The organism is Staphylococcus sp. HMSC65H10 (assembly GCF_001839185.1).
Classification (GTDB): Bacteria; Bacillota; Bacilli; order Staphylococcales; family Staphylococcaceae; genus Staphylococcus; species Staphylococcus simulans.
Genome location: NZ_KV840310.1, coordinates 1 through 24,416 on the forward strand (window position 1 = coordinate 1; position 24,416 = coordinate 24,416).

Consider the following 24,416-nt stretch of genomic DNA (forward strand, 5'->3'; position numbering starts at 1 on the left):
ATATATCAACCGAATTTGACAAAGAGCCTAATAAAGACAGAATTTACATTTGGAGGTATTTTAAAAGTGAGAAAATTAAACAAATTTTTTGCAGCTTTAGCTATTTCTACAATTTCCATCACTACTGTTCCAATTGATACATACTCAAATGCTGCACAAGCAGCACCGACTATCGGTACGAACCAAAAAGGAGAAGTAGTATTTGATAATTCACACGGGCAAACTGCGGGAGCAGCAGATTGGACGATTGATGGTGGCTTCTCAGATTATGCAAACAGTATTGTGAAACAAGGGTATAAGGTGACAGAACTGCGCGGGGAATCTAATATCACACCACAAGCCTTAAAAGGTAAAAAGATATTGGTTATTCCAGAAGCAAACATTCCTTTTAAAACCTCAGAACAAAAAGCAATGACTGATTTCACACAACAAGGAGGCAGTATTCTATTTATTTCTGATCACTATAACGCCGATCGCAACTTAAACCGAATTGATTCATCAGAAGCGATGAATGGTTATCGCAGAGGCGCATATTCAGATATGACAAAAGGTATGACGGACGGGGAACGTAAATCTAAAGCGATGCAAGATGTTCAAAGTACAGACTGGTTAGCACAAACATTTGGCGTACGCTTTAGATATAACGCTTTAAATAATTTAACAACCTCTCATATGTTACAAGGGAAAGAAGGTTTAGGAATCACAGACAATGTCAAAAGTGTCACAATACATGCAGGTTCTACACTTGCGATTACAAATCCTGATAAAGCTAAAGGAATTGTTTTTACACCTGAGGGTCTGACTGCTAAGCAGAAATGGGGACATGCGGTAGACGAAGGTGTTTATAATGGCGGCGGTCAAGCAGAGGGGCCTTATATTGCGGTTTCAAAAGTCGGAAAAGGTAAAGCAGCCTTTATTGGAGATTCTTCATTAGTAGAAGATAGTTCTCCTAAATATAAACGTGAAGATAACGGTCAAGCTAAGAAGACATATGATGGGTTTAAAGAAGCAGACAACGCACAATTGCTTAAAAATCTTACGACATGGTTAGGTAAATCAGAAAATGCAGATTCAATTACAGGATTAGGTGTTTCAAAAGATAAAGCCACTGCACTAAAAGATTTCGAGCAACCTGAAAATTCTACAGAACCGCAACAAGAGCCTTGGAATACACCACCAAGTCATTATAAGTGGTATGACCGTTCTACTTTTGCGGCAGGCAGCTATGGTGCAAAAGAAAATAAGGATGATACTGTAAAACCAGAAGACAATCAAAAACCGGATGGTAACACATCTAATACGAAATTAAACAGCAGCGGGGTGTCTTTCGAATTACCAAGTAATTTAGAGGCGGGCAGTACATTTTCAGTTAAAGTAACATTAAAGCATCAACCGAAAAATCAAACACTCTCTAATATACGTCTAGGTATTTATGCAGAAGGCGGTCAACAATTAGGTATATTTGGAGAAAATACAACGCCAGGTTACAGTACACCGCAACAAGTGAAAACAGATAGTCAAGGCAATGCTGTATTAACATTCGAAGGTAAAACAGCTTCTGATTTTAAAGGTGACGCAAATGTAAGGTTAAAACAAGGCGATACAACGATTAAGACACAACTTATTCAAATCAATTAACGTATTTCAGGAGGAATCACAGTGACACAGATAGCTTTTTACATCGTCAGTGATGTGCATGGATATATTTTCCCGACGAATTATCAAGAAAGACAACAACAATTGCCGATGGGTTTATTACATGCGGAACAACTCATCAATCAGGATAAAGTCAATTACCCGCTTCACGTTCTCATTGACAACGGTGACTTCTTACAAGGTTCTCCGCTGGGTCATTATCTAGCCAAAGAACTTGGTTCAGCAAAACAATTAGCGTATATTTATAACCATTTCAAATTCGATGCAGGTGTGATCGGCAACCATGAATTCAACTTCGGTATGTCGTATTTAAACCAGACACTAGAAGCACTCAATTATACTGTACTGTCTGCTAATATTTTAAAAGATGGCGAACCGTTCACAGGCCACGGTGTACGCTATATTGAACGCGGCGGGTTGATTATCGGAATCATCGGATTAACGACACAATATATTCCTCATTGGGAACAAGCAGCACATATTGAAGGTCTTACCTTCGAAAGCGCAGCAACCGCTTTAGAACGTTGGCTGCCAGAAGTGAAAGCGCATGCGGATATCATTGCGGTTTGTTATCACGGTGGTTTTGAATGTGATTTAACAACAGGCGAACCGACGGAAGACCTGACAGGAGAAAACGAAGGTTATGCGATGTTGAAACAGTTCCATCAAGATATTGACTTACTCATCACAGGACATCAACATCGTGAAATTGCGGAAACTGTTTATGATATCCCAGTCATCCAGCCCGGTGCGAAAGGTGAGAAGGTAGGAAGAATCATCATAGACGTTGAAAGAGGCAAAATACAAAATGCGGAAGTCAGTCTGCTTAGTAATGAAACATTAACACCTGCTTCTGATACAGAGCCTGAATTCGCACAAAAAATGGCCGCATTTGATGCGGAAGTGGATGCTTGGCTAGATGTGCCGATTGCGCGATTAAAGGAGACGATGATTGTAGATGATGCATTTGTCGCCCGCACAACACCGCATCCTTACATTAATTTCTTAAATTACATCTTAATGGATGTGAGCGGTGCTGATATTGCAGCATCTGCGTTGTTTGATTTGTCTAGTGGATTCGGAAACGAAGTGACTATGCGGGATGTCTTAAATAATTATCCATTTCCTAATACGTTCAATGTACTTGAACTGACAGGACAGGATATTAAAGATGCGATTGAATTAACTGCAGAATATTTTTCTGTCAAGGATGGCCAAGTCACTGTGAACCCAGAATTCATTTATCCTAAGCCGCAACATTACAATTATGATATTTACTCAGGTATCAGTTATACCATTAAAGTCAGCAACCCTGTCGGTTCACGTGTCGTGCAATTAGATTATCAAGGGAATCCGATCCATATGAAAGAGAGTTATAAGGTTGTCTTAAATAACTATCGTGCAGTAGGCGGGGGGAATTATCCGATGTTCAGTGCGGATAAAATTGTTGAAGATATTCAAACTGAAGGAGCACAATTGATTATTGATTATCTGCAAGCGCACCCAGAACTTAAGATTCCAAATGTTACTGATTTCAAAGTGGAAGTATAACTAGGTGTGTATTTATATGAATAGTACCAATTGGATTCATCCAAATAATAAAGCCGAAGAAAAGATCTAGATTTTCCTTGGCTTTGAAACACAAACGTGTATTAGAAAGTTTATTAAATTGTAAAAGGACGATTTTCATTTTGTGAAAATCGTCCTTTTGAATATTGGAACATTTATATTCTGACATTCATTTTATTGATTATTAGATTAAACTTCTTGAACGTCTACATCGATTTTTTCGATACGGTTATAAGCACCGTGGTCTACAGGACCTACGAAGTCGTTCATTTTCCAACCGTTTTTAATTGCAGATGCGACGAATGCTTTTGCGTTAACAACTGCATCTTTAGGTGATTGGCCGTTTGCTAGGTTAGCAGTTGTGGCTGCTGCGAACGTACAACCAGCACCATGGTTATAACTTTGTTGGAACATATCTGTTGTTAATTGATAGAATTTATCGCCGTCGTAGTATAAGTCATAAGATTTTTCTTGATCTAATGCTTTACCACCTTTGATGACTACATTTTGTGCACCTTGATCATAAATGATTTTAGCTGCTTTTTTCATATCATCGATAGATTTTAATGTACCTAATCCAGATAATTGACCAGCTTCAAATAGGTTAGGTGTTGTAACTGTTGCTTTAGGTAATAGATATTTAATCATTGCATCTGTATTACCTGGGTTGAGTACTTCATCTTCACCTTTACAAACCATAACTGGGTCAACAACGAAGTATTTCGCACCTGACTCTTCAAATGCTTCTCCTGCACGTTTGATGACTTCTTCAGTACCTAACATACCTGTTTTGACAGCGTCTGGTCCAATAGAGATTGCTGTTTCTAATTGTTTGTTAAATACGTCGAAAGGAATTGGTGTTACATCGTGTGACCATGTTTCTTTGTCCATTGTCACGATTGCTGCTAAAGCAACCATTCCATAAGTGTCTAATTCTTGGAATGTTTTTAAATCTGCTTGCATGCCAGCTCCTGCACTTGTATCTGAGCCTGCAATTGTTAATACTTTTTTCAATGCCATATGTTCATACACTCCCTAACGTTTCTTTTACTCTATAATAACATGTTTACAAGGGTGGATTGAACTTTTTGATATATCGTGTGTTATCATAGTTTTGAGGTGATACCATGGAGTGGTCTGAAGTATTTCATGATATAACAAGTCGTCATGATTTCAAAGCAATGCATGATTTTTTAGAAAAAGAATATACGACAAAAATAGTTTATCCTGATAGAGAAAATATATATCAAGCGTTTGATTTAACGCCTTTTGATAAAGTAAAGGTCGTTATCTTAGGCCAAGACCCATATCACGGCCCTAAACAAGCGCATGGACTAGCATTCTCTGTTCAGCCAGAAGGAAAGTTTCCACCTTCTTTACGCAATATGTATAAAGAACTAGAAGATGATATCGGCTGCAAGAGAACGGTATCTCACTTGCAAGATTGGGCGAAAGAAGGCGTGTTATTATTAAATACTGTCTTAACTGTGCGTAAAGGTGAAGCTCATTCACACCGTGGTATCGGTTGGGAAATCTTTACGGATGAGATTATTAAAACCGTTTCTGAACAGCGTGACCATGTGGTCTTTATTTTGTGGGGTAAACCTGCACAACAAAAAGAGAAGTTAATAGATACGTCTAAACATGATGTGATTAAGTCAGTACATCCAAGTCCATTATCAGCGTATCGCGGTTTCTTTGGATCTAAGCCGTATTCTCAAGCGAATGCTTATTTAGAAGCACATCATCAAACACCAATAAATTGGTGTGGTGAGGAGGCTATGGATGAATAAAGAGAAGTTAATTGCGTTAATTGAACGTGAATTAGTACAAGCGGATGAAGCGGCGAGTGAAGCGGAATTCAGCAAGCATATGTATGCGATTCATACACTGACTTCACTGTATACAGATAGTGATTCAAGTGACGTGCCTGCACGTTCATCAAAACAAACAAGTATGACGTATCAGCAAGCGCCTTCAGTGACGTCTCCAAGTTATACGACAAGTTCACATTCACAAGTATCAGCGGCAGAAATTAAAGCGATGGGTGGGAAAGTGTCATCGCAACAGAACTCATCGAATTTATCGACACCACCGGGGAACTCTAATAAAATGGTAACTGATGACGAATTAGGAAATGGCGATTCTATTTTTGACTTTTAATGACAAAGGAGAGACTTTATATGAACTTTAAAACGATGAAAACGTTCGTAGCAATTGGCGCTGGGTGTGCAGCACTTTCAGTTGCGACTGGTGCGTTTGGTGCACACGCATTAGCAGATAAATTATCACCGCATTATTTAGATGTGTGGAACAAAGCAACAACATATGAAATGTATCACAGCTTAGGTTTAATCGGCATTGGTATCTTAAGCGGTACAACTAAATTGAACTTAAAAGCTGCAGGTTGGATGATGCTTGGCGGTATTGTTATCTTCAGTGGCTCATTATACACTTTATCATTAACACAAATTAAACCGTTAGGTGCAATTACACCAATCGGCGGAGTGTTATTTATCGCTTCTTGGGTAACTTTACTCGTACAAACACTAAAATTAAAAAAATAAACTAATAAACGGTTCAAAAATTCACCTCACAGGGTATAATGTATCGAATGAGGTGAATTTTTATTATGGGAAAAATAGAGAAAAGACACCATAAAAAAGTAGACCGAGGAGATTTACAACAAAACCTATCTGAGAAATTTGTATGGGCCATTGCCTATGGTTCATGTATAGGTTGGGGGTCATTTATTTTACCAGGGGACTGGATCAGTCAATCTGGTTCTATCGCAGCAGCAATCGGGATTACAATTGGTGCATTACTAATGATTATTATTGGCGTGAGTTATGGCGTATTAGTGAAACACTTCCCAGTATCTGGGGGTGCATTTGCGTTCAGTTATTTAAGCTTCGGGAGGTATGTCAGCTTCTTCTCATCATGGTTCCTGACATTCGGTTATATTTGTGTGGTCGCATTGAATGCCACCGCGTTTAGCTTACTCTTGAAGTTTATGATGCCGGGCGTACTTGAACACGGTAAGCTATATACCATCGCTGGATGGGATGTTTACATTACCGAAATTATTATCGCAACAGCTTTACTTTTACTCTTTACATTTATTACCATTCGTGGTGCACAAGTTTCAGGTAGTCTGCAGTACTACTTCTGTATCGCAATGGTAGTCGTTGTTTTATTAATGTTTTTCGGATCATTTTTCGGTAGTGGTTTCTCATTGAGCAACTTACAACCTTTAGCTGACGAGAAAAAAGGATGGTTTACATCAATTATTATGATTGTAGCTGTCGCACCTTGGGCGTATGTCGGGTTTGATAATATTCCACAAACCGCGGAAGAATTCGACTTTGCGCCGAATAAAACATTTAAATTGATTGTTTATAGCTTGCTTGCGGCAGCTGGCACATACGTTTTAATGATTTTATATACGGGCTGGTTAAGCAGCCGTGGCGCAGAAAACAGCGACTTATGGGTAACAGGTGCTGTGACACAACAATCCTTTGGCTATATTGGTTTATTTGTCTTAGCTGTAGCAATTACTATGGGGATTTTCACAGGACTTAATGGTTTCTTAATGAGTTCAAGTCGTTTGTTATTCTCAATGGGACGTTCAGGTATTATGCCTGGTGTATTCAGTAAAATCCACCCAAGATTTAAGACGCCATATGTCGCAATCTTATTCTTAGGTGCTTTAACATTAATTGCACCTTGGTTAGGACGTACTGCATTGACATGGATTGTAGATATGTCTTCAACAGGTGTATCTGTCGCATATCTTGTGACATGTTTATCAGCAACGAAATTATTCAGTTATAATAAAGAAAGTAATACTTACGCACCGATTTATAAAACATTTGCGATTGTCGGTTCAATCTTTGCGTTTATTTTCTTAGGATTACTCTTAATCCCAGGATCACCAGCCGCATTATCAACACCATCTTATATTGCGTTGATTGTATGGTTAGTTCTAGGCTTAGCATTCTTCGTTGTACGTTATCCAAAATTAAAAAATATGGATAAAGACGAACTGAGTCGACTAATCTTAGATACAAGTCAACAAAAAGTAGATGAAATCTTAGATGAACCAGACTCTGAACCTACTCAAACAAAAGCATAAATTATATATTAAGAGCGATGATCTAATTAGAGGTTCATCGCTCTTTTCTTATGAAATCATAAGTTTTAAAAGATACAACTGTACTATAATCACGCATAATTACTTGCATTAACTAAAGGAATAATATAAGTTATTAAAAACAAATAAAATGGAGATTCCATGGTATTTGTTGAAAATCCACTTAGGAGGAACGATATGGAAAAGATGGTCGAGCAGTTTATCGATCAATTTGGTTACCTCGGTGTATTCTTATTAATCGCATTAGAAAACATTTTTCCACCTATCCCATCAGAACTGATTTTAACATTCAGTGGTTTCTTGACGTTACATTCAGATATGAATGTCGTAGGTGTCATTATTGCGGCAACGTTAGGTTCTGTATTCGGAGCCATTGTACTTTATTTTGTGGGTCGTTTATTATCAACAGAACGTTTACAGAAATTAGCGAATGGTAAAACCGGAAAAATCTTGCGTTTTAAAGCGAGTGATATTGAAAAAGCAGATGATTGGTTTGATAACCATGGTAAAAAGATTGTTTTCTTTGCACGTTTTATTCCTGTTATTAGAAGTTTAATCTCTATACCAGCTGGAACAACTCATATGCCTTTAACATCATTTATTATACTGACAACTCTTGGTACATTGATATGGAATACAGTATTAGTCATTTTAGGTCAACAAGCTGGAGAAGCATGGCCAAAAATTTCAGCCGCATTTGATTCTTTTTCAAGCATTGTCTTGATTCTTTTAGTTTTATTACTTATTGTTGGAATCATTTATTATGTGAAGCAACGTTTTAAAAACTCAAAATCAGATAAATAATTAATCGCCGTTATCTCCCTAGTGTTTAAAAAGGGGATAACGGCGATTTTTGAAATCATTTTTAAATAGAACTATTGATTTTACTCATTAATTCTATTTAATTGGTGTTTATGTTAGTTTATTTCTGTTTTCTTGATAAAATCGAATAAGGGTATCCCATATTTAAAAATGCATATAAATAGGGAATAAGTCCCATTGTGAATATACATAAATATGCTCATTTGAAATGTTCAATTCTTTTTGAATCGCCGATATAATGGTTTCTTTTGGCTCTTTGCTTAAAAGGCTATAGTAATGTTTGCCTTCTTTCTCTGTTTGGTAACGCCAAGCACCAAGATATTTGAGAGAATCAATGTTAGGAAGTGCTGATTCATTTTTGATGGAAACAGAATAACTTAAATATAATTCATCGTGAAGTTTAGGGCATGATTTACGAATTCTTCGATTGATTAAAATACTAAAAAATAAAGTGATTAGAAAAACAATGAGCATAATTTGAATTGGCATTATTAAAGTAGATGATGGTTTGCCAATTGCAGTGTAGTAAGACCATAAGGCAACACAAATTATCATTGTCAAAATTGCCAAAGTAAAGTTTATACGCTTAAAGAAACTAAGATATTCATGTTCAATGTTTTTGGTATCGCTAATAGTACTGTATATAGGATCATCATTATTTTTAAGATAACTATAAAGCACAGTATACTTTGAGTAAAAAAGTTTTTTTGCTAGTACTGAGAGGAAAGGATTTTCACTTCTATTTTGACTATTTCCTTCTAAGTCTTTTGTTTTTGCAAATGTTACATGAAGTGTTGTGTTACGAACTTCAGGGTCTTTTTCAAAAGTATAGATGTTATTTTGTATATCCTTTAATACATAACCTTTCTGCTGTTGGCTTTCTAAGTAACGAATTTCCGAAGGGCTGCCCTTGCAATAAAATTTGATGTTTTTCATGATGATGTACCTTCTTTCATAATCGGGTGAAAAATAGCTAATAAAAGTTTGGATGTTATATTATCAACTAATATCTTATAATATTTCTTTACAAATGTCAAACGCTTAAATATAATTATATATGATAAGTAATGCATTATATATCAAATAAAAAAGAAGGAGTGATTTTTATGGAAGACAATAGCAAAAAAGACTTAATTTTTGAAGAAATGGATTTTGACTTCGAAGTGATAAGCGATGATGAGATGGAAAATATTTTCTCAGGAAAAGGATATGGATTTCACAATTATTTAGAAATGTCAGCAAGTTTAGCTTTTGCAGCTACTGGCATTGCTTCAGGTTTAGATTGTTGTTATGCCAATACATGTACTGAATTAGGATGTTGTTAGTATGAATTTCGAGGGCAAAGTTGTGTGATAATTCACACTACTTTGTCCTTCAATATATGGAGGTTAAACCATGAAAGCTGTAATACTTACTAATGATGAATATAGCCATGTGCAAAGTATTTTAGATTTAACCAAAGAGTTGAGAAATGCGAATGTTGAAGTAACCGTATTTATAGGAAAAATCTTAAGCGAAAGATTTAAATTTTCTACAGGTGTTAAATTAAAATTTTATCCTGATGTAATATCTGTCCAAAATAAGACTCTGTTTGAAAACAACTATTCTAATTTAATGAAATTGCAAAAATCAAAAATAAAACATTCGACGAATAGTGAATTAATAGAGGTTCATAAGCAAATGTTAGAATATAACTTTGAATCTTCAGAAAATTACTACAAAAATATAATTTCCGAAGTCAAAAAAATAAATCCAGACTACATTATAAGAGATGCATGTGCAATTTACGGTAGAAAGATAGCGGATGAACTAGGAATTAAATGCATTGGCTATGCAACAAGTATGATTTTTAGGGAAAAAGAAGTGATTAGTAACCCTGATCTTGCTTTACAAAATATATATGGTGTAAAAATTTTTAGGGAAAACAATGACGAGTTGAAAGAACTGTTAAAAAGTTTGATAGAAAATATTAAACACTATTCTAAAAAATATAAATACAGAAAATTGCCATTATTGTATCAAATGGATCCTGACGAAAGAATCAATTTCTCATATGGCTTGCCATTTGATGATACTATTAAAAATAATAATTATTATTATTTAAAACCTCCATTATTCTATGATTTAAATCATACAAAAAATAGGAATAAAATTGATTTGATATATGTTAGCTCTGGTACAATCACCTCTTTTCCATTAGAAATATACAAAAAAATTATGAAAATAAGCAGGGTTTGTAAATTTGATTTTAAAATTTCTTTCAAGTTGACCAACTTAATAAAGATTAAAAATAGCCATAGATTAGATAATGTAGAGTATAGTAGTTTTTATTCTCAAAGAGAAATGCTAGAAATATCAAAACTACATATTACTCATGGAGGTTACAATAGCATCTTAGAATCTTTATATTATTTGACACCAATGATAGTCCTACCAATGAGATATGATCAATTTATAAATGCTAATATGGTTGTGAAACAGAACTTAGGAACTTATATGGATTCTTATGAATTTTGTAATATGAACGAAGAGAGTTTAAAAGAAGTGATAGATACATTGTTAAAACCCGAACAAGTATTTAGAATGCTAGATTACCGAGAAAAGTTATTAAGAATGGAGTTGGATAATAGTTATATTTGTAAATATATTATAAAGGATAATTTATTAACATGAGGTACAAAACGATATGTCAAGAATATACTAATGATTGCGGACCAGCATGTATAGCGACAGTAGCAAAATATTATGGTAAAAATATAAGTGTTCCAAAGGTTAAAGATAGTATTGAAAAGAATGACAAACCATTAAATTTAAAGGATATGAAGTTGGCCTTGGAAAAGTTTGGTTTTAATACAAAATTTGGAAAAATTAAAAAAACGAATTTATTTAAGGTTAGAACGCTTCCGTTTATACTATCAATAAGAATAAATGATTCAAACCATTATATCGTTGTATTTTCGATTAAAAAGAACCATATAATAGTAGGAGACCCAACTACAGGAACAATCAAAATCAACAAGACAAATAATATGTTTGATGAAATTAATGCAATAATACTTTTAAAAACAAATATACATTTTCAAGATGTCGAAGAAAGCAAGAGTTTCGAAGAGTATTTTCGTAATATTCTGATTATAAATAGGAGAAGAGTTCTTAAAATTTCTACCATTTCTATACTTTTGACCATATTATCTATTTCATCATGTTTTATATATAGCTTTATGTTTGATTATATAATCCCTCAAAAGAGTATTAGTAAAGTAATAATAACATGTTCATTCTTCGGACTAATATATATATTGAAGTTTATTTGTGATTATTTAAGGCAAAAATCCATAATTCTTTATTCTCAAAAAATAGAAAACCATATTATGAGCGACATTTATAATTCGTTGCTGTATTTACCGAAAAGGTATTTTGAAATAAGAAAGAAAGGTGATATATTAGCAAGAATTCATGATGCATTTAGCTTAAAAAATACACTTTCTGTAACATTAACTTCTATTTCTATGGATAGCTTAATAATAATAGTTGGAATATCTGCACTCTCTATAATAAGATACGAGTTATTAGTTTTAATTGTTATACAAATAGGTTTTTCTATATTTTTCCTTAAAATTTTCAAAAGTAAAATAATAGAGTTGGACAAAGAAGTAAAAATAAGATCGTCAAATCTAGAAGCAATAATTAATGATATAATCAATGGGTATCAACACGTTAAGATAAATAGTGCTGAAAATTTAAAGTTGTCTAAAATATGGAGTGAATATTCAACTATATCAAACCTTAATGTCAAATATGGGAATGTTATTACTTTGAATATAAATTTGTCAGAATTATCGGATAATTTATTTAGGATTATTTTATTATGTGTAGGGTCATATTTGGTTTTAGAAAGGAAGATTAGTTTAGGTGAACTAGTCACATTTATTTCAATCTCTACATTTTTTAATAACCCAATAAAAAATTTAGTCAATTCAATACCTCAATTCTTGTCTGCGAATATAACGTATAATAGGACACTAGAAATAATTGATTGCAGAAAAGAACAAATATATGATAACAAAGAAATATTTGAAGAATTCAACACTTTAGAAGTTAAAGACATTTCATATAGCTACGAAGGAAAATATATATTGAAAGATTTAAACTTAACATTTTCTAAAGGAGAAATAATTGGAATCATAGGAAACTCTGGCTCTGGTAAAACGACACTTATTAATCTAATTTATGGGTTTTTAAAGTTGCAGAATGGATTAATATTGATCAATGGTAAACCAATAACAACATATAAATTAAAATCACTTAGAGAAAAAATAGGTTATGTAGCTCAGTCTTCTTATTTATTTTCCGAAAGTATCAAATCGAATATGATAGGCTGTTCTGAGGAAAAAGAAAATGAAATGAAAAAGTTGATTAAGGAATTTGGACTAGAAAAAACAGTTCTGTCACTACCAAATAAATACGATACGATTGTAGCTGAAGGAGGAAGTTCATTCTCAAAAGGCCAGTTGCAAAAATTTTGTATAATCCAGCAATTACTTAGGGATACAGAAATATTAATATTAGATGAAGCAACAGCTTCTCTAGATATACTTAGCGAAATTAAAATTATGAGAACACTAAAAGAATATAATAAGAGCATAATAGTTGTATCCCATAAGGTGAGTACAATGCTGAATTGTGACAACATTTATATTTTGGAAGATGGAAAATTGAAATTTAATGGTACACATAAAGAACTATTAGTTAGAAGTAAATATTATAGAAGTATTTATGAGCATCAAAAGATTTGAAGTTTTAAATGTTTGGGGTGATTTAATGAAAGATAAAGTAAGAAAACCGATATACAAAGTATCTAAAAAATACATTGTTAGAAGAACTCCTAATGGAAAGTTTAATGATTTACTAGAATTTCAAAAGTTAGCCGTTGAGGAGAAAATAGATGTCTTAAGGCAAGATAAAAAGTTTAGAGAAGCTTTATTTATAGCAAGTACAGATTTATACGAGACATTTATAACTAACGATATCTGCACAAAAGAAGTATTAAATAGTATAATAAAGTACTATATAAGATATACAACAAGAGCAACACCGTTTGGTCTTTTTTCTAAGTGTGGGATTTTAACTGATTCTAGTGAAATAAAGAACTTTCAAAAAACAGTAATAGAAGTTAGTAAACAATGGATTTCTGAATTAGTTAAGAAGTTAGAAGAAAAAGACAGGATTGTGAAAAAATTAAAGCTTAAAGTTAATTCATCGTTATATTCAGATAACTATAGAATTAATGATTTTTTTGGTAAAAGCAAACAATCCAACAATCCCCATAGATATACAATTATAATAAATGATTTTATAGCTGATCATTTGAAATATATCGGAAACAAAGAAGTGAGTGTTAGCAATTTAATCAAATTTTTCACTCAAAAATACAAGTGTAATGAACAGGTTTATTTAAAAGTTTTGAAAAAAACATTAAAGAAAAATATTTTTTATACTAATTTAAGGTGCCACATAAGTAGTAATGAACATTTAGTTTTAATTATGCAAGAGTTGAAATCAATAGACGAGAAAGCATCAGCTGAGTTAAGTGATTTATTACATTTACTTGAGTATACAAATCAAAATTTAAGCGAAAAGAATTTAGAGAGATTAACCAATACACTAAAAAAATAACTAAATCCAAAAGATATTTGGATTGTAGTATGATAGATGGTTTGAAATGCGATATGAGTTTAGAAGATGATAGGATTAAAATCATAGAGAAATTTGCTGATTATGCTAATTGTATTTCTTTTAAAATTAATGAAGAATTATCGGGATATAGACTTTTCAATTTTAAGTCGAAATTCCTTGAAAAATATGGATATGATGAAGAAGTCCCTGTGTTATCTGCTCTTGATCAATATTATGAGTATTTAAAAGATAACGAAAATGAAATTTTTACTAAAAGCAGAACTTATATAAAAATAAGAAATTATATTTATAATTTAATAGATAAATCTAACCATATCAATTTAGACTCTAACTTTTTTAAAGGATTGTATGAAGAAGTTTTTAATGAACAGAAAATTATAGGTCAAAGTTTAGAGTTATTTACAACTCAATTTGGAGACGATGATAAGTATTTTTACTTATCTAGAGCAATCGGATCATTACAAGCTGGAAGCACAATAAGTCGCTTTTACAATGAATTTCCGGAAAAATACCAGAAGTTTATAGTGGAAAATAATAAACGATTAAATAACGTCTATAATAGTAATAACATAAAATTAGTTAATTTATTGCCTGATTCGAACAGTCTCATTGCTCCCGATGTAATTCCTAATCATTGTTTTACTGATGAGGTGGTAACTATAAATGAGTACGTCCCTAAAAATAATGTGGAAAATATTAATTTTGATGATATCCTTATCGGAATTAATAAGAGTAATCGGATATACTACAAGAAAATCGGAGATGATAGACAAATAGAATTCACAAATTTTAGTAATTTAAATAATAAAATTGTTGGTGAAGCTTACGATTTTTTGATTACTTCTTCAAGATACAATGACCCTTATTTATTTTTAAAAATTTTAATTTGCATTTTAGAACCGTTTCATCAAAAGCCAGCTATATTTTATAACAAGTTACAAGTTTTCCCAAAACAGTTAGTGATAAATTATGATAATCAAATCAAAAATTTTGATAGTATTGAATATGCAAAAGAGTATTTTAAAGCTGATTATTTCTACATACAAAATGGAGATAACAGATTACTTATTTGTACTAATATTGAAGAAGATAGAGAAATTTTAAAAAAAGAATTAAAACGAATGCGCAGTTTAACTCTGAATGGTGTTGAAAAGGACCTTTTGGAAAGGTTGAATAATGAACGTGATATCGATTACTCAGAAAAAGTATATCAATTATTTATTGAAGAAATCAATGAATCAAAAAAAACGATTAACATTCCAAGAAGAATTTCAGAGCCAGCTACTAATTATAGAACGTCATTTCCTTTTGAACAATGGACGCAATTCAACATATATATGCATAAGGATATTCAAAATCATTTTCTAACCAATTATTTATTGGTTTGGATTAAACAAAATAAGGTTAGTGATTACTTCTTTATTAAGTATAAAGATGAGAAAGGAAATCATATAAGGTTTAGAGTTAACAAGTTGACTTTCAAGTTAATGGAAGACTTTTTAATTTTTCTACGTAAGTTAAAAAATGATTCGTTTATTTATAGTTATGAAATTGTACCATATCGACGCGAAATAGAGAGGTATGGTAATTGTGTTGATTTCGGTTTAGTAGAAAATCACTTTGTTGACCAATCTAAGTTATCAATGAATTTAATTGGGCTTTCAAAATTACAAATAGATTTTAATGTTGTTGTGTATTGTATTAATGCTTTGAAAATTATGGATGTAGACTTCACATTAGTGACAAGTATATTAGGAGAAAAGAGAGACGCTGTTAACGATGCGCTATATAGGAAAATAAGTAAAGATTTATTAGCCTTTTATAAGAACTATGAGTGTATAAAATTTGATTATACATCTTTAAAAGTATATTCAATAGAATTAAAGGGGAAAAATGTAGATTCATATAAAAAGACAAACATTTTATTTAGCATGATTCATATGCTCTGTAATAGGGTCTATGGTATTGATAGAACTTCTGAGAGAAGGATTCTTGATTTTACAAGAAAGTTTTTGAAGACATTGTCTTTTGTTGAGGAGAGTGAAAATTGAATTTAAGAAATGAAGTTCTTTCGTTTGTGAAAAATCAAGTTAATGACTATCGGAATATTAATTGCTCATTACTGATAGATAGCTATATTAGAAAAAAGACAAACAAATCTTATTTAGATAATGATAAGATTAAAGAATGCCTTGCTAGTATTAAACCTAGGTTAAAAACACTGGATAATGTAAATGGTATACCGTTACTTGGGTACTCATTATCTGTATCTAATGACATATTAGATAATGTTACTTATACTAAATTAAAAGAGTTAACAAAAATAGAAAGTATAAAAAGAGTGAAATTAAATTTAACTCGGAAGATTTCGCTAAAAAATGAAGAACTGATGAGTGGTAATTCAGGTTTGATAGATTATTTAGCACACAATTATTTTGATGAATCTATTAATTTAATCCTTTTAGAACTCGAAAGAATCTACCATTTGATAGGCTATAATAATAGTTCTGCAATTATATGCCCGAAATGGAGTACAAAAGACTTTTTTAATCTTGATGATATTCGCGATTTTCCTGATGGTCATATCAGGTTTGGATTAGCACACGGTAGTTCGTCGTTATTAATTTTTCTTGCGAAATGTTTAAAAAAAGACATTGGAAATAATAAAATAAACAAAGATAAAATGAGTGTAGTTATAGATCATCTAGTTAATGAAATTATTTATACTAATAATATAACTTCATGGCCAGCAAAAAAAGATATTATTGTTCATGATAAATATAAGAGCAATGTTTATATCATGAGTTGGTGTTATGGTGTTGCAGGAATATGCTATTCAATAAGTTTAGCGGGAGAAGCACTAAATGAAAAGTGGTTGAAAGATTTTTCTGAGAAAATACTTATAAAAAATATTGAGAACATAGATTATGATTATTTGTTTGATTCATTTTCGATTTGTCATGGATATTTAGGGCTTTATTTGGTTATGAGAAGGTTAGGTTTGAGTTGTGAAAAATTACATTATAAGTTAATCGAGCATGCAAATAAATTTATAAATGGCTTTGGAAACGAAGAAAATCATTGGAATATTCTTAATGGATATACCTCTTCAATATTAGGGATGTGTTCCCTTTTTTTAGAGAATGAACCTGATGATGTATTAAATAAAATGATTTTTCTTTCGGATTGGTAATTGATTGTTACGAAAAATATATGATGAGTAATATTTATTTGGTGCTTGTTGCAGAATGAATTGCAGTTTTTTTGGTTTGATTGTAACCCCGTTTTTTATATTAAGTGCATCGCCTCATGGTTAAATATTTCATGAGGTGTTTTTTGTTGTATGCTTGTCGTGGCTAATTATATAGCAGCGAAAGTCTTCTACAGACTTGAAAATAAAGATTATTAACACATGACAGAGGACATGTGTGAAATCAAAGGTTAATAGAAGTAGGACATAAATATCTACATTACTGGAAACATTGGTATAAGGTAAATTTATCATGAAGTTAAAGAAAAGTAATGTAATATTCGATTATTGATAAAATATAGTGCTTAAAGAGGGGATAACGGCGATTTTAATAGTATCAATATGTCCATAATACTAATTTTTATATTGTGAAATATATTATATTTGTGTAGAAGAAAACATTCGAGTTAAGCAACTGAAATGAATAAGAAGGTGACAACATGAATACCACAAAATTAGTTGTTTTATTTGGTATTGTTGGTATCATACTTGCGGTGAATTATCAGTTGGATTTGATTGTTCCTGTTCCGCTTTTAGTTGGTGCGAGTACTATACTTATTGTGAACTTATTTAAGAAATTGTTGAAATCGAAAGACAAATGAAATCAAAACGCATACCTTCTACTTTTGAAAGTATGCGTATTGATTTTGTAATCTTAGTTTGGTTTTCGTACTTTTAGGATTTGGATGAGATATAAGAAAATGAAAGTGATACCACCATATTCCAATAAGTCAATACAATTATTTTTATCTATGAGTGTGGGGTTATCTGATAAATAATTAGTAATCATCAGGTAGCATCCGCATATTAAAATTGTGAGAAGTGTCGCTAAAGATGATGGACGTGCTATTTTTCGATTCATGATGTTATCCTTCTTCCTACGTTATGTATACTTTTAGTTACATTTTAAATATTCCGATAATTTTATACAAGCACTTTTATATTGTTTTTATGCAGAACGAAATTATTTTTTTGAATGCGGATCTATTATAACAACTCACACACCCTGTAAAGCTGACATGTACACTTTACAGGGTGTGTTTGATGACTTGGAATATTACGAATATTATGATCTTGTTTTAGGTGTGAATTTACTTTTGCTCGTCATGACTAAGCGTGCAAGTTGATCAGCAAAGAGCAAGCCCATTGCAATGGCACCTGCAATTAAAGTCACTTCTAGCATAGTAGGAACTGCTTTACTGAACTGTAAAATAATTAAGCTTTTTGTAGTATCAAAAGCGAGACCTCCAGGCACTAAAGGGATAATACCAGGCACCATAAAGATAATGACAGGTTCTTTTTTAAAACGTGCCATGATATGACTGATAATACCTAGTGTCAGACTAGAAAAGAATGAAGCGTAAATTGTATGAATGTGTAGGCCAGAAGATAAGAAGATATAAACCATCCAGCCACAGGCACCGACAAAACCGGCCCAGAAATACATGCGTTTTGGCGCATCAAATATAACACAGAAGAACAGTGATGCAATATAACTAAAGAAAAAATGTAAAACCCAAAAGAGCATCTTGTCATCACCTTCCTAAAAGAGTAAAAGCATTGTGCCGACACCGGCGCCTATGCCGAATGAAGTCACTAATGCTTCTAAAGATTTGGTTGTAAACATCATCATATGACCGCCGAATAAATCTTGAATCGCATTCGTAATCAAGACTCCAGGTACAATCGGCATGACGGCCGCGATGATAATCGCAGAAAGCGATCCGTCTGGTACTAAGTTATGACCGAGTATCGCAATGCCTCCAATGACAACAGAGCCTAAAAACTCTGGGATAAATAAAGTTTTTAAGTTCGCACGATATAACATTTCGACTAACAAATAACCCAAGCTTCCAGCAAAAATAGTAGCAACAATATCTACAAAATTACCAGTCTGTAAATATAAGAAGCTGATTGAAATAATTGCGGCTGCGATGCCTTTATAAATTAAATCATGGGTTTGTTTGGCATCATAAATCCTTTTTAAAGTCTCATAGGCTTCTTCTAGGTCAATTTTTCTTGCCGAAAGCTTACGAGAAACAGAGTTTGTCTGTGAAATTTTGATTAGATTGGTATCACGTGACTCAATACGATACATGCGTGGTGTCGTTTGATTATCTAATAAAAAATTGATAACTGTATTTGTGACGAAGCTGTTGCTTTCGTAAAAACCAAGTGTTTCGGCAATACGTGTCATTGTTCCCTCTACACGTGTGCCTTCAGCGCCGGACTCTAATAAAATACGTCCTGCTAACATGATAGTATCTTTCGCAAGGCGTTCTTTCGGGGTATCTTCTATATAACTTATTCTATTATCTAGTTCCATAACATCACTCATTTTCCTTTGTTGTATATGTAATATTAAACTTTTTAGAAAATTCAATTAGTATACCTATTATGTCGGAAAATACATAGAGAAACAACCTAAGATTTCGTTTTGATTATGTAAACTTTTTTCAAGAACAGTGACATAGGAGAGTGGAAAGAGGTTAAAATGATATATACAAACAATAAATGATAAATGTAAAATATTATGTGTATAATTTCTAATTAGGTATCATAATATGCTTGCATACTATATCTAATGTTTCAAATATTTCAAAACGGTTAAAGTTATAATGGTTAGCTGTTAAAGCATGTTAACTGAGTAGCGACAGTGGCTGCTTATCAGTTAACCAGCTAAACAAGTAGTGGCAGAGTTCTCCAAGGACACTACACGAGGGATGAGCGGCACTGTATTTCAAGCCATACATGTGTACGCTTAGACGGCAGAAGCTACCGACATTAAGAGTGGATGATGCCGAGAAGAACGTGCCGCTAACGTACAGGCTGTGTCGACAGCGTACATGTGGTACATAGGTGTCGTTCAATTCTTAATGCTGGTCTAGTCTTCTGCTTTAATTAATGAATAACACCATTACTATAGATTACTTGAAGAGAACTTACAGCGAGAGGGGCGTTGTAGAGTTCTCTTCCATCTTAATAACGTACGTTATCTTGTAGCCCTTGGAGGAGTTTATACATAGAAGTGCACCTGTTCTTTGATTTTAGAGCAGGTGCTATTTATATATGAAAGAAGGGACTGATATCGATATCAGTCCCTTAGTTTCGTTATATTATTTTGTGTAGCGTTATTTAAATACTGAAGAATTTTTCTAGACTGTCTTCAGGTAATCTATGGCCGATAAAGAAGCTACCGAATTCTCCATAACGTGCTGTTGTTTCATCGAAACGCATTTCATAAACGATTTTTTTGAATTGCAGTACATCATCAGAGAATAGTGTAACGCCCCATTCGTAATCATCAAAGCCGACTGATCCTGTGATGAATTGTTTGATTTTACCTGCATATTTGCGTCCGATCATACCGTGGTCATACATCAATTTTTGACGTTCTTCCATTGAAAGCATGTACCAGTTATATGTTTCGTTACGGCGTTTATTCATTGGGTAGAAGCAAATATATTCTTTTTCTGGTAATTCAGGGTAAAGACGTGCTTTTACATGAGGGTTCTCATATGGGTCTTCGTCTGATTTTCCAGCAAGATAGTTACTTAATTCAATGACAGAAACATATGAGTATGTCGGGATTAAGTAATCTGCGATACGTAATTTGTTCAATGCTAGTTCTATTGCATTCAATTCTTGCATTTCAGGACGTAATACCCAAAGTAAAATGTCAGCTTTTTGACCTGTTACGTTATAAAGTACATGGTCACCGTTATGATGCTCACGTACTGAACCTAATTTTTCTAAGAAATCTTGGAATTCTTTGACAATTTCTTGACGGTCTTCATTAGGTACAAGACGTAATGTCGGCCAATCGATTGCATATAATAAATGGAGGCTGTACCAACCATCTAATGTTTCTGCTGCTTGACTCATTAATATCGCTCCTTTTGAAATATCTTTTAATTCAATTCAAATTTTATCATAAAGACAGAGACAAAGCATACAAATCGATTAAAGGTCGGAACGTGGAAATTACTTCGCAAATGGCGTATAATTATGGATGAAAAAATATTAAAAAGCGAGATTTTCAAGGAGGATATTATGCCTAGTTTATTAGATGTATTGAAAGACAAACTTTCAGGAAAGAATGTACGTATTGTATTACCTGAAGGTGAAGACGAACGTGTATTGACTGCAGCAACAAAATTACAAGCTTCAGATTTCGTAACACCTGTTGTATTAGGTGACCAAGACAAAATTGAAGCATTAGCGAAAGACAAAGGTTTAGATATTTCAGGTATTGAAATCATCACACCTTCAACAAGCGACTTGAAACCAGAATTAGTAGAAGCATTTGTAGAACGTCGTAAAGGCAAAGCGACAAAAGAACAAGCTGAAGATATGCTTAACAATGTAAACTACTTCGGTACAATGCTTGTTTATGCAGGTAAAGCTGAAGGACTAGTCAGCGGTGCTGCACATTCAACAGGCGATACAGTTCGTCCAGCACTACAAATCATCAAAACTAAACCAGGTGTTGCGAAAACATCAGGTGTGTTCTTCATGATTAAAGGCGAAGAACAATATGTTTTCGGTGATTGTGCAATCAACCCTACATTAGAAGCAACAGACTTAGCTGAAATTGCGGTAGAAAGTGCAAAAACAGCGAAAAGCTTCGGCATGGATCCTAAAGTAGCATTATTAAGCTTCTCAACAAAAGGTTCAGCAAAATCAGACGATGTTGAAAAAGTAGCGGAAGCAACAAAAGCTGCACAAGAAAAAGCTGAATCAGAAGGCTTAAAAGATGTTGTTATCGATGGTGAATTCCAATTCGACGCAGCAATCGTTCCAGAAGTGGCGGCTAAAAAAGCACCAGATGCACAAATTAAAGGTGACGCAAATGTATTCGTATTCCCAAGCTTAGAAGCAGGTAACATCGGTTACAAAATTGCGCAACGTTTAGGCGGATATGAAGCAATCGGACCTGTTTTACAAGGTTTAAATTCTCCAGTAAACGACTTAAGCCGTGGTTGCTCAACTGAAGATGTATACAACTTATCAATCATCACTGCAGCGCAAACATTACAATAATGGATTTAGCTGAACGTTATTTTGACGGTAAAGATTGGCGCTATGTAGACCATTCAACAGGGTTTGCGCCTATGCAATCTTTTGCGTTTGATGACACATTTTCAGAAAGTGTGGGCAAGGATTTATCTTGCAGTGTAGTCCGCACTTGGATTCATCAACACACCGTTATTTTAGGTACACATGATGCACGTCTGCCACATCTGAAAGAAGGCATTCGTTATTTAGTCGATGAACGCGGCTATAATGTGATTGTCCGTAATTCTGGTGGATTAGGTGTTGTATTAGATCAAGGTATTTTAAACTTTTCGTTGATTTTTAAAGGAAAGACAGAAATTTCCATTGATGAAGCATTTAATTTAATGTATTTAGTTGTAAATAAAATGTTCGAAGATGAACATGTAACGATTGAAACGAAAGAAATTGAACGCTCCTATTGCCCGGGAAAATTTGATTTAAGTATCAATGATAAGAAATTCGCGGGTATTTCACAACGCAGAGTCAGAGGCGGGATTGCCGTTCAAGTATACTTGTGTGTGGAAGGTTCAGGTGAAGAACGTGCTGAAATGATGAAGGCGTTCTATGACAAAGCTCTACAAGGCGAAGAAACAAAATTTAAATATCCAGATATCGATCCATCTTGTATGGCTTCGCTTGAAACGTTGTTCGGACATGAACTGACAGTTCAAGATGTGATGTTTAAACTACTCTATGCCATCAAAGATTTAGGTGGAACATTGAATATGGAGCCTATCAGTGAAGAAGAGTGGGAACGCTTTGAGAAATATTTCGAACGTATGATTGCACGTAATGCTAAAATCAACGCTAAAATGGACGATTAAGCACAAAGGGATGTAAATGGCTGAGAAGCTAGGTGCATCCCTTTTATATTGTGCGCCTTGAAAAATATTCTTGTAATTTACCCATGAAAGTGAAAATTATGACCGATATATGAACAAATCGTTTAAATCATCATCAATTTTCGGTAAAATGGGGAAGTAGTTTAATATCAGGTATTAATTTTACAACCTAGGTATGATAAAACAATGCAAAAAATAGGGTATAATAAAACTGTGTTTGAATAAATATATCAAAAGAAAACAAGCTAATTGATAAAAATTAGAATGTCGGAAATAAATTATGGATATATCAATGACAAAAAGACGCAGACAGCATCTTTTAATCCTGTCATTTTCTATCAACCCAGATAAAGAGAGTGACTGGATGTTTTAACATGCAGAGAAACAGGGTGGAATATAGATATACCATGACAAACTAGGAAAGTGCTAAAGGTGATGCGATATGACACGAACAGGCTACGGAGAATCTAATGGGAAAATAATATTAGTAGGGGAACATGCGGTAACATTTGGTCAACCTGCAATTGCGATGCCATTTTCTTCTGGAAAAGTGACAGTAACAATTGAAGAAATGCCAGAATTGGCAGTGTCAACGATGATCAGTGATGTATTCGAAGGTGAAATTGCAGATGCCCCTGAACATTTACATGCTTTAATCAGCAGATTCGAAGAAGAAAATCATATTGAATCACCTGTAATGATAAAAATTGATGCACAATTACCGCCTTCAAGAGGGTTAGGTTCTAGTGCTGCAGTAGCGGTTGCTTTTACGAGAGCAGCATTTGATTTTATGGATCAGCCGCTATCTGATGAAACATTAATTGAACATGTAAACTGGGCGGAAATGATCGCACATGGTAAACCAAGTGGCATTGATGCACAAACGATTGTTTCTAATAAACCGACTTGGTTCCAAGAAGGTGTCTTTACGCCTTTAAAAACTTTGAATGTGGCAGGTTATATGGTCGTTTTAGATACAGGCATAAAAGGGAATACCAAAGAAGCTGTCAGCGATGTGCATGAATTAGTGAAAAACAATCAAGAAAATATGGCGTTTATAGAACGCATTGGACGTCTGGTGCATAAAGCAAATCAAGCGATTAATACACATAACTTTGAATCTTTAGCAGAGATTTTTAATGAGTGTCAAACATACTTATCTACATTGACTGTCAGTCATCCGAAGATTGACCGTTTACTGCAAGTGGCGAAACAAGCAGGTGCAGTAGCTGGAAAATTGACAGGAAGCGGACGTGGCGGCAGTGTGATTACTTTAGTGAAAGATTATGCGACAGCGAAAAAAGTCGCTCAAGCAGTTAAAGAAGCAGGCGCGCAACATACATGGATTGAGAATTTAGGAGGTTAATTC

At 33.4% G+C, this 24,416-nt stretch carries 22 protein-coding genes; 17 read left to right on the forward strand and 5 right to left on the reverse strand.

The window, feature by feature from the left end:
- Positions 1 to 66: 66 nt before the first annotated feature.
- Both HMPREF3270_RS01420 and HMPREF3270_RS01425 read left to right on the forward strand, forming a co-directional pair.
- Complete coding sequence (locus HMPREF3270_RS01420; protein ID WP_070848347.1) at positions 67 to 1,638, forward strand: DNA-binding protein; 1,572 nt, start codon at positions 67 to 69, stop codon at positions 1,636 to 1,638.
- A gap of 21 nt (positions 1,639 to 1,659) precedes the next feature.
- Positions 1,660 to 3,207 carry a bifunctional metallophosphatase/5'-nucleotidase gene (locus HMPREF3270_RS01425; protein WP_070848346.1) on the forward strand — a complete coding sequence of 516 codons (1,548 nt, stop codon included), beginning with the start codon at positions 1,660 to 1,662 and terminating at the stop codon, positions 3,205 to 3,207.
- Positions 3,208 to 3,414: 207 nt separating this feature from the next.
- Here the strand turns inward: HMPREF3270_RS01425 and thiD are convergent, their stop codons facing one another.
- Positions 3,415 to 4,245, reverse strand: a complete 831-nt coding sequence (thiD, locus tag HMPREF3270_RS01430; RefSeq protein ID WP_023015477.1) for a bifunctional hydroxymethylpyrimidine kinase/phosphomethylpyrimidine kinase — start codon at positions 4,243 to 4,245, stop codon at positions 3,415 to 3,417.
- Positions 4,246 to 4,352: 107 nt separating this feature from the next.
- Here thiD and HMPREF3270_RS01435 point away from each other — a divergent pair, with 107 nt between their 5' ends.
- The 5 genes from HMPREF3270_RS01435 (at position 4,353) to HMPREF3270_RS01455 (ending at position 8,182) form a co-directional block, all read left to right on the forward strand.
- On the forward strand, positions 4,353 to 5,018 hold the full coding sequence (locus tag HMPREF3270_RS01435; RefSeq protein ID WP_057510139.1) for a uracil-DNA glycosylase: 666 nt from the start codon (positions 4,353 to 4,355) through the stop codon (positions 5,016 to 5,018).
- Positions 5,011 to 5,388: a DUF5327 family protein gene (locus HMPREF3270_RS01440; RefSeq protein ID WP_002481371.1), complete on the forward strand. Its 378-nt coding sequence runs from the start codon at positions 5,011 to 5,013 to the stop codon at positions 5,386 to 5,388. Before HMPREF3270_RS01435 ends, HMPREF3270_RS01440 begins: the two co-directional genes overlap by 8 nt.
- A 20-nt stretch (positions 5,389 to 5,408) precedes the next feature.
- Positions 5,409 to 5,792, forward strand: a complete 384-nt coding sequence (locus HMPREF3270_RS01445; RefSeq protein ID WP_002481372.1) for a DUF423 domain-containing protein — start codon at positions 5,409 to 5,411, stop codon at positions 5,790 to 5,792.
- A 65-nt stretch (positions 5,793 to 5,857) separates the two neighbouring features.
- Positions 5,858 to 7,360 carry an APC family permease gene (locus tag HMPREF3270_RS01450; protein WP_371106793.1) on the forward strand — a complete coding sequence of 501 codons (1,503 nt, stop codon included), beginning with the start codon at positions 5,858 to 5,860 and terminating at the stop codon, positions 7,358 to 7,360.
- A gap of 195 nt (positions 7,361 to 7,555) precedes the next feature.
- On the forward strand, positions 7,556 to 8,182 hold the full coding sequence (locus tag HMPREF3270_RS01455; protein WP_070848345.1) for a DedA family protein: 627 nt from the start codon (positions 7,556 to 7,558) through the stop codon (positions 8,180 to 8,182).
- A 162-nt stretch (positions 8,183 to 8,344) separates the two neighbouring features.
- On the opposite strand, the gene HMPREF3270_RS01460 is transcribed toward HMPREF3270_RS01455, so the two are convergent.
- Positions 8,345 to 9,136: a DUF2812 domain-containing protein gene (locus HMPREF3270_RS01460; RefSeq protein WP_070848344.1), complete on the reverse strand. Its 792-nt coding sequence runs from the start codon at positions 9,134 to 9,136 to the stop codon at positions 8,345 to 8,347.
- A 170-nt stretch (positions 9,137 to 9,306) separates the two neighbouring features.
- Between HMPREF3270_RS01460 and HMPREF3270_RS01465 the strand changes: the two genes are divergently transcribed.
- The 7 genes from HMPREF3270_RS01465 (at position 9,307) to HMPREF3270_RS13870 (ending at position 17,749) form a co-directional block, all read left to right on the forward strand.
- Positions 9,307 to 9,525, forward strand: coding sequence for a hypothetical protein (locus HMPREF3270_RS01465; RefSeq protein WP_070848343.1), 219 nt, complete (start codon positions 9,307 to 9,309; stop codon positions 9,523 to 9,525).
- A 70-nt stretch (positions 9,526 to 9,595) separates the two neighbouring features.
- Positions 9,596 to 10,873 (forward strand): glycosyltransferase, encoded by a 1,278-nt coding sequence (locus tag HMPREF3270_RS01470; protein WP_070848342.1) that lies wholly within the window; start codon positions 9,596 to 9,598, stop codon positions 10,871 to 10,873.
- Positions 10,870 to 12,996, forward strand: a complete 2,127-nt coding sequence (locus HMPREF3270_RS01475; RefSeq protein ID WP_070848341.1) for a peptidase domain-containing ABC transporter — start codon at positions 10,870 to 10,872, stop codon at positions 12,994 to 12,996. The genes HMPREF3270_RS01470 and HMPREF3270_RS01475 overlap by 4 nt, the downstream gene beginning before the upstream one ends.
- 25 nt (positions 12,997 to 13,021) lie before the next feature.
- A complete protein-coding gene (locus HMPREF3270_RS14405) occupies positions 13,022 to 13,876 on the forward strand; it encodes a lantibiotic dehydratase (RefSeq protein WP_176747534.1) in 855 nt (284 codons plus the stop codon).
- A gap of 29 nt (positions 13,877 to 13,905) precedes the next feature.
- Entirely contained in the window at positions 13,906 to 15,948 is a 2,043-nt protein-coding gene (locus HMPREF3270_RS14410) for a thiopeptide-type bacteriocin biosynthesis protein (RefSeq protein ID WP_070848339.1), read from the forward strand.
- On the forward strand, positions 15,945 to 17,090 hold the full coding sequence (locus tag HMPREF3270_RS01490) for a lanthionine synthetase LanC family protein (protein ID WP_070848338.1): 1,146 nt from the start codon (positions 15,945 to 15,947) through the stop codon (positions 17,088 to 17,090). Before HMPREF3270_RS14410 ends, HMPREF3270_RS01490 begins: the two co-directional genes overlap by 4 nt.
- Positions 17,091 to 17,587: 497 nt before the next feature.
- On the forward strand, positions 17,588 to 17,749 hold the full coding sequence (locus HMPREF3270_RS13870; protein WP_176746705.1) for a hypothetical protein: 162 nt from the start codon (positions 17,588 to 17,590) through the stop codon (positions 17,747 to 17,749).
- A gap of 464 nt (positions 17,750 to 18,213) precedes the next feature.
- Here HMPREF3270_RS13870 and HMPREF3270_RS01495 read toward each other — a convergent pair whose 3' ends face one another.
- The 3 genes from HMPREF3270_RS01495 to hemQ form a co-directional block, all read right to left on the reverse strand.
- Complete coding sequence (locus tag HMPREF3270_RS01495; RefSeq protein WP_070848337.1) at positions 18,214 to 18,675, reverse strand: threonine/serine exporter family protein; 462 nt, start codon at positions 18,673 to 18,675, stop codon at positions 18,214 to 18,216.
- A gap of 15 nt (positions 18,676 to 18,690) precedes the next feature.
- Positions 18,691 to 19,473: a threonine/serine exporter family protein gene (locus HMPREF3270_RS01500; RefSeq protein ID WP_070848336.1), complete on the reverse strand. Its 783-nt coding sequence runs from the start codon at positions 19,471 to 19,473 to the stop codon at positions 18,691 to 18,693.
- Between the two features lie 809 nt (positions 19,474 to 20,282).
- Positions 20,283 to 21,032 carry a hydrogen peroxide-dependent heme synthase gene (gene hemQ, locus HMPREF3270_RS01505; RefSeq protein WP_023015472.1) on the reverse strand — a complete coding sequence of 250 codons (750 nt, stop codon included), beginning with the start codon at positions 21,030 to 21,032 and terminating at the stop codon, positions 20,283 to 20,285.
- Between the two features lie 168 nt (positions 21,033 to 21,200).
- Here hemQ and pta point away from each other — a divergent pair, with 168 nt between their 5' ends.
- The 3 genes from pta (at position 21,201) to mvk (ending at position 24,413) form a co-directional block, all read left to right on the forward strand.
- Positions 21,201 to 22,190: a phosphate acetyltransferase gene (gene pta, locus HMPREF3270_RS01510; protein ID WP_002481381.1), complete on the forward strand. Its 990-nt coding sequence runs from the start codon at positions 21,201 to 21,203 to the stop codon at positions 22,188 to 22,190.
- Positions 22,190 to 23,029, forward strand: a complete 840-nt coding sequence (locus HMPREF3270_RS01515; protein ID WP_002481382.1) for a lipoate--protein ligase family protein — start codon at positions 22,190 to 22,192, stop codon at positions 23,027 to 23,029. Before pta ends, HMPREF3270_RS01515 begins: the two co-directional genes overlap by 1 nt.
- A gap of 460 nt (positions 23,030 to 23,489) precedes the next feature.
- A complete protein-coding gene (mvk, locus tag HMPREF3270_RS01520) occupies positions 23,490 to 24,413 on the forward strand; it encodes a mevalonate kinase (protein WP_002481383.1) in 924 nt (307 codons plus the stop codon).
- Positions 24,414 to 24,416: the final 3 nt, after the last annotated feature.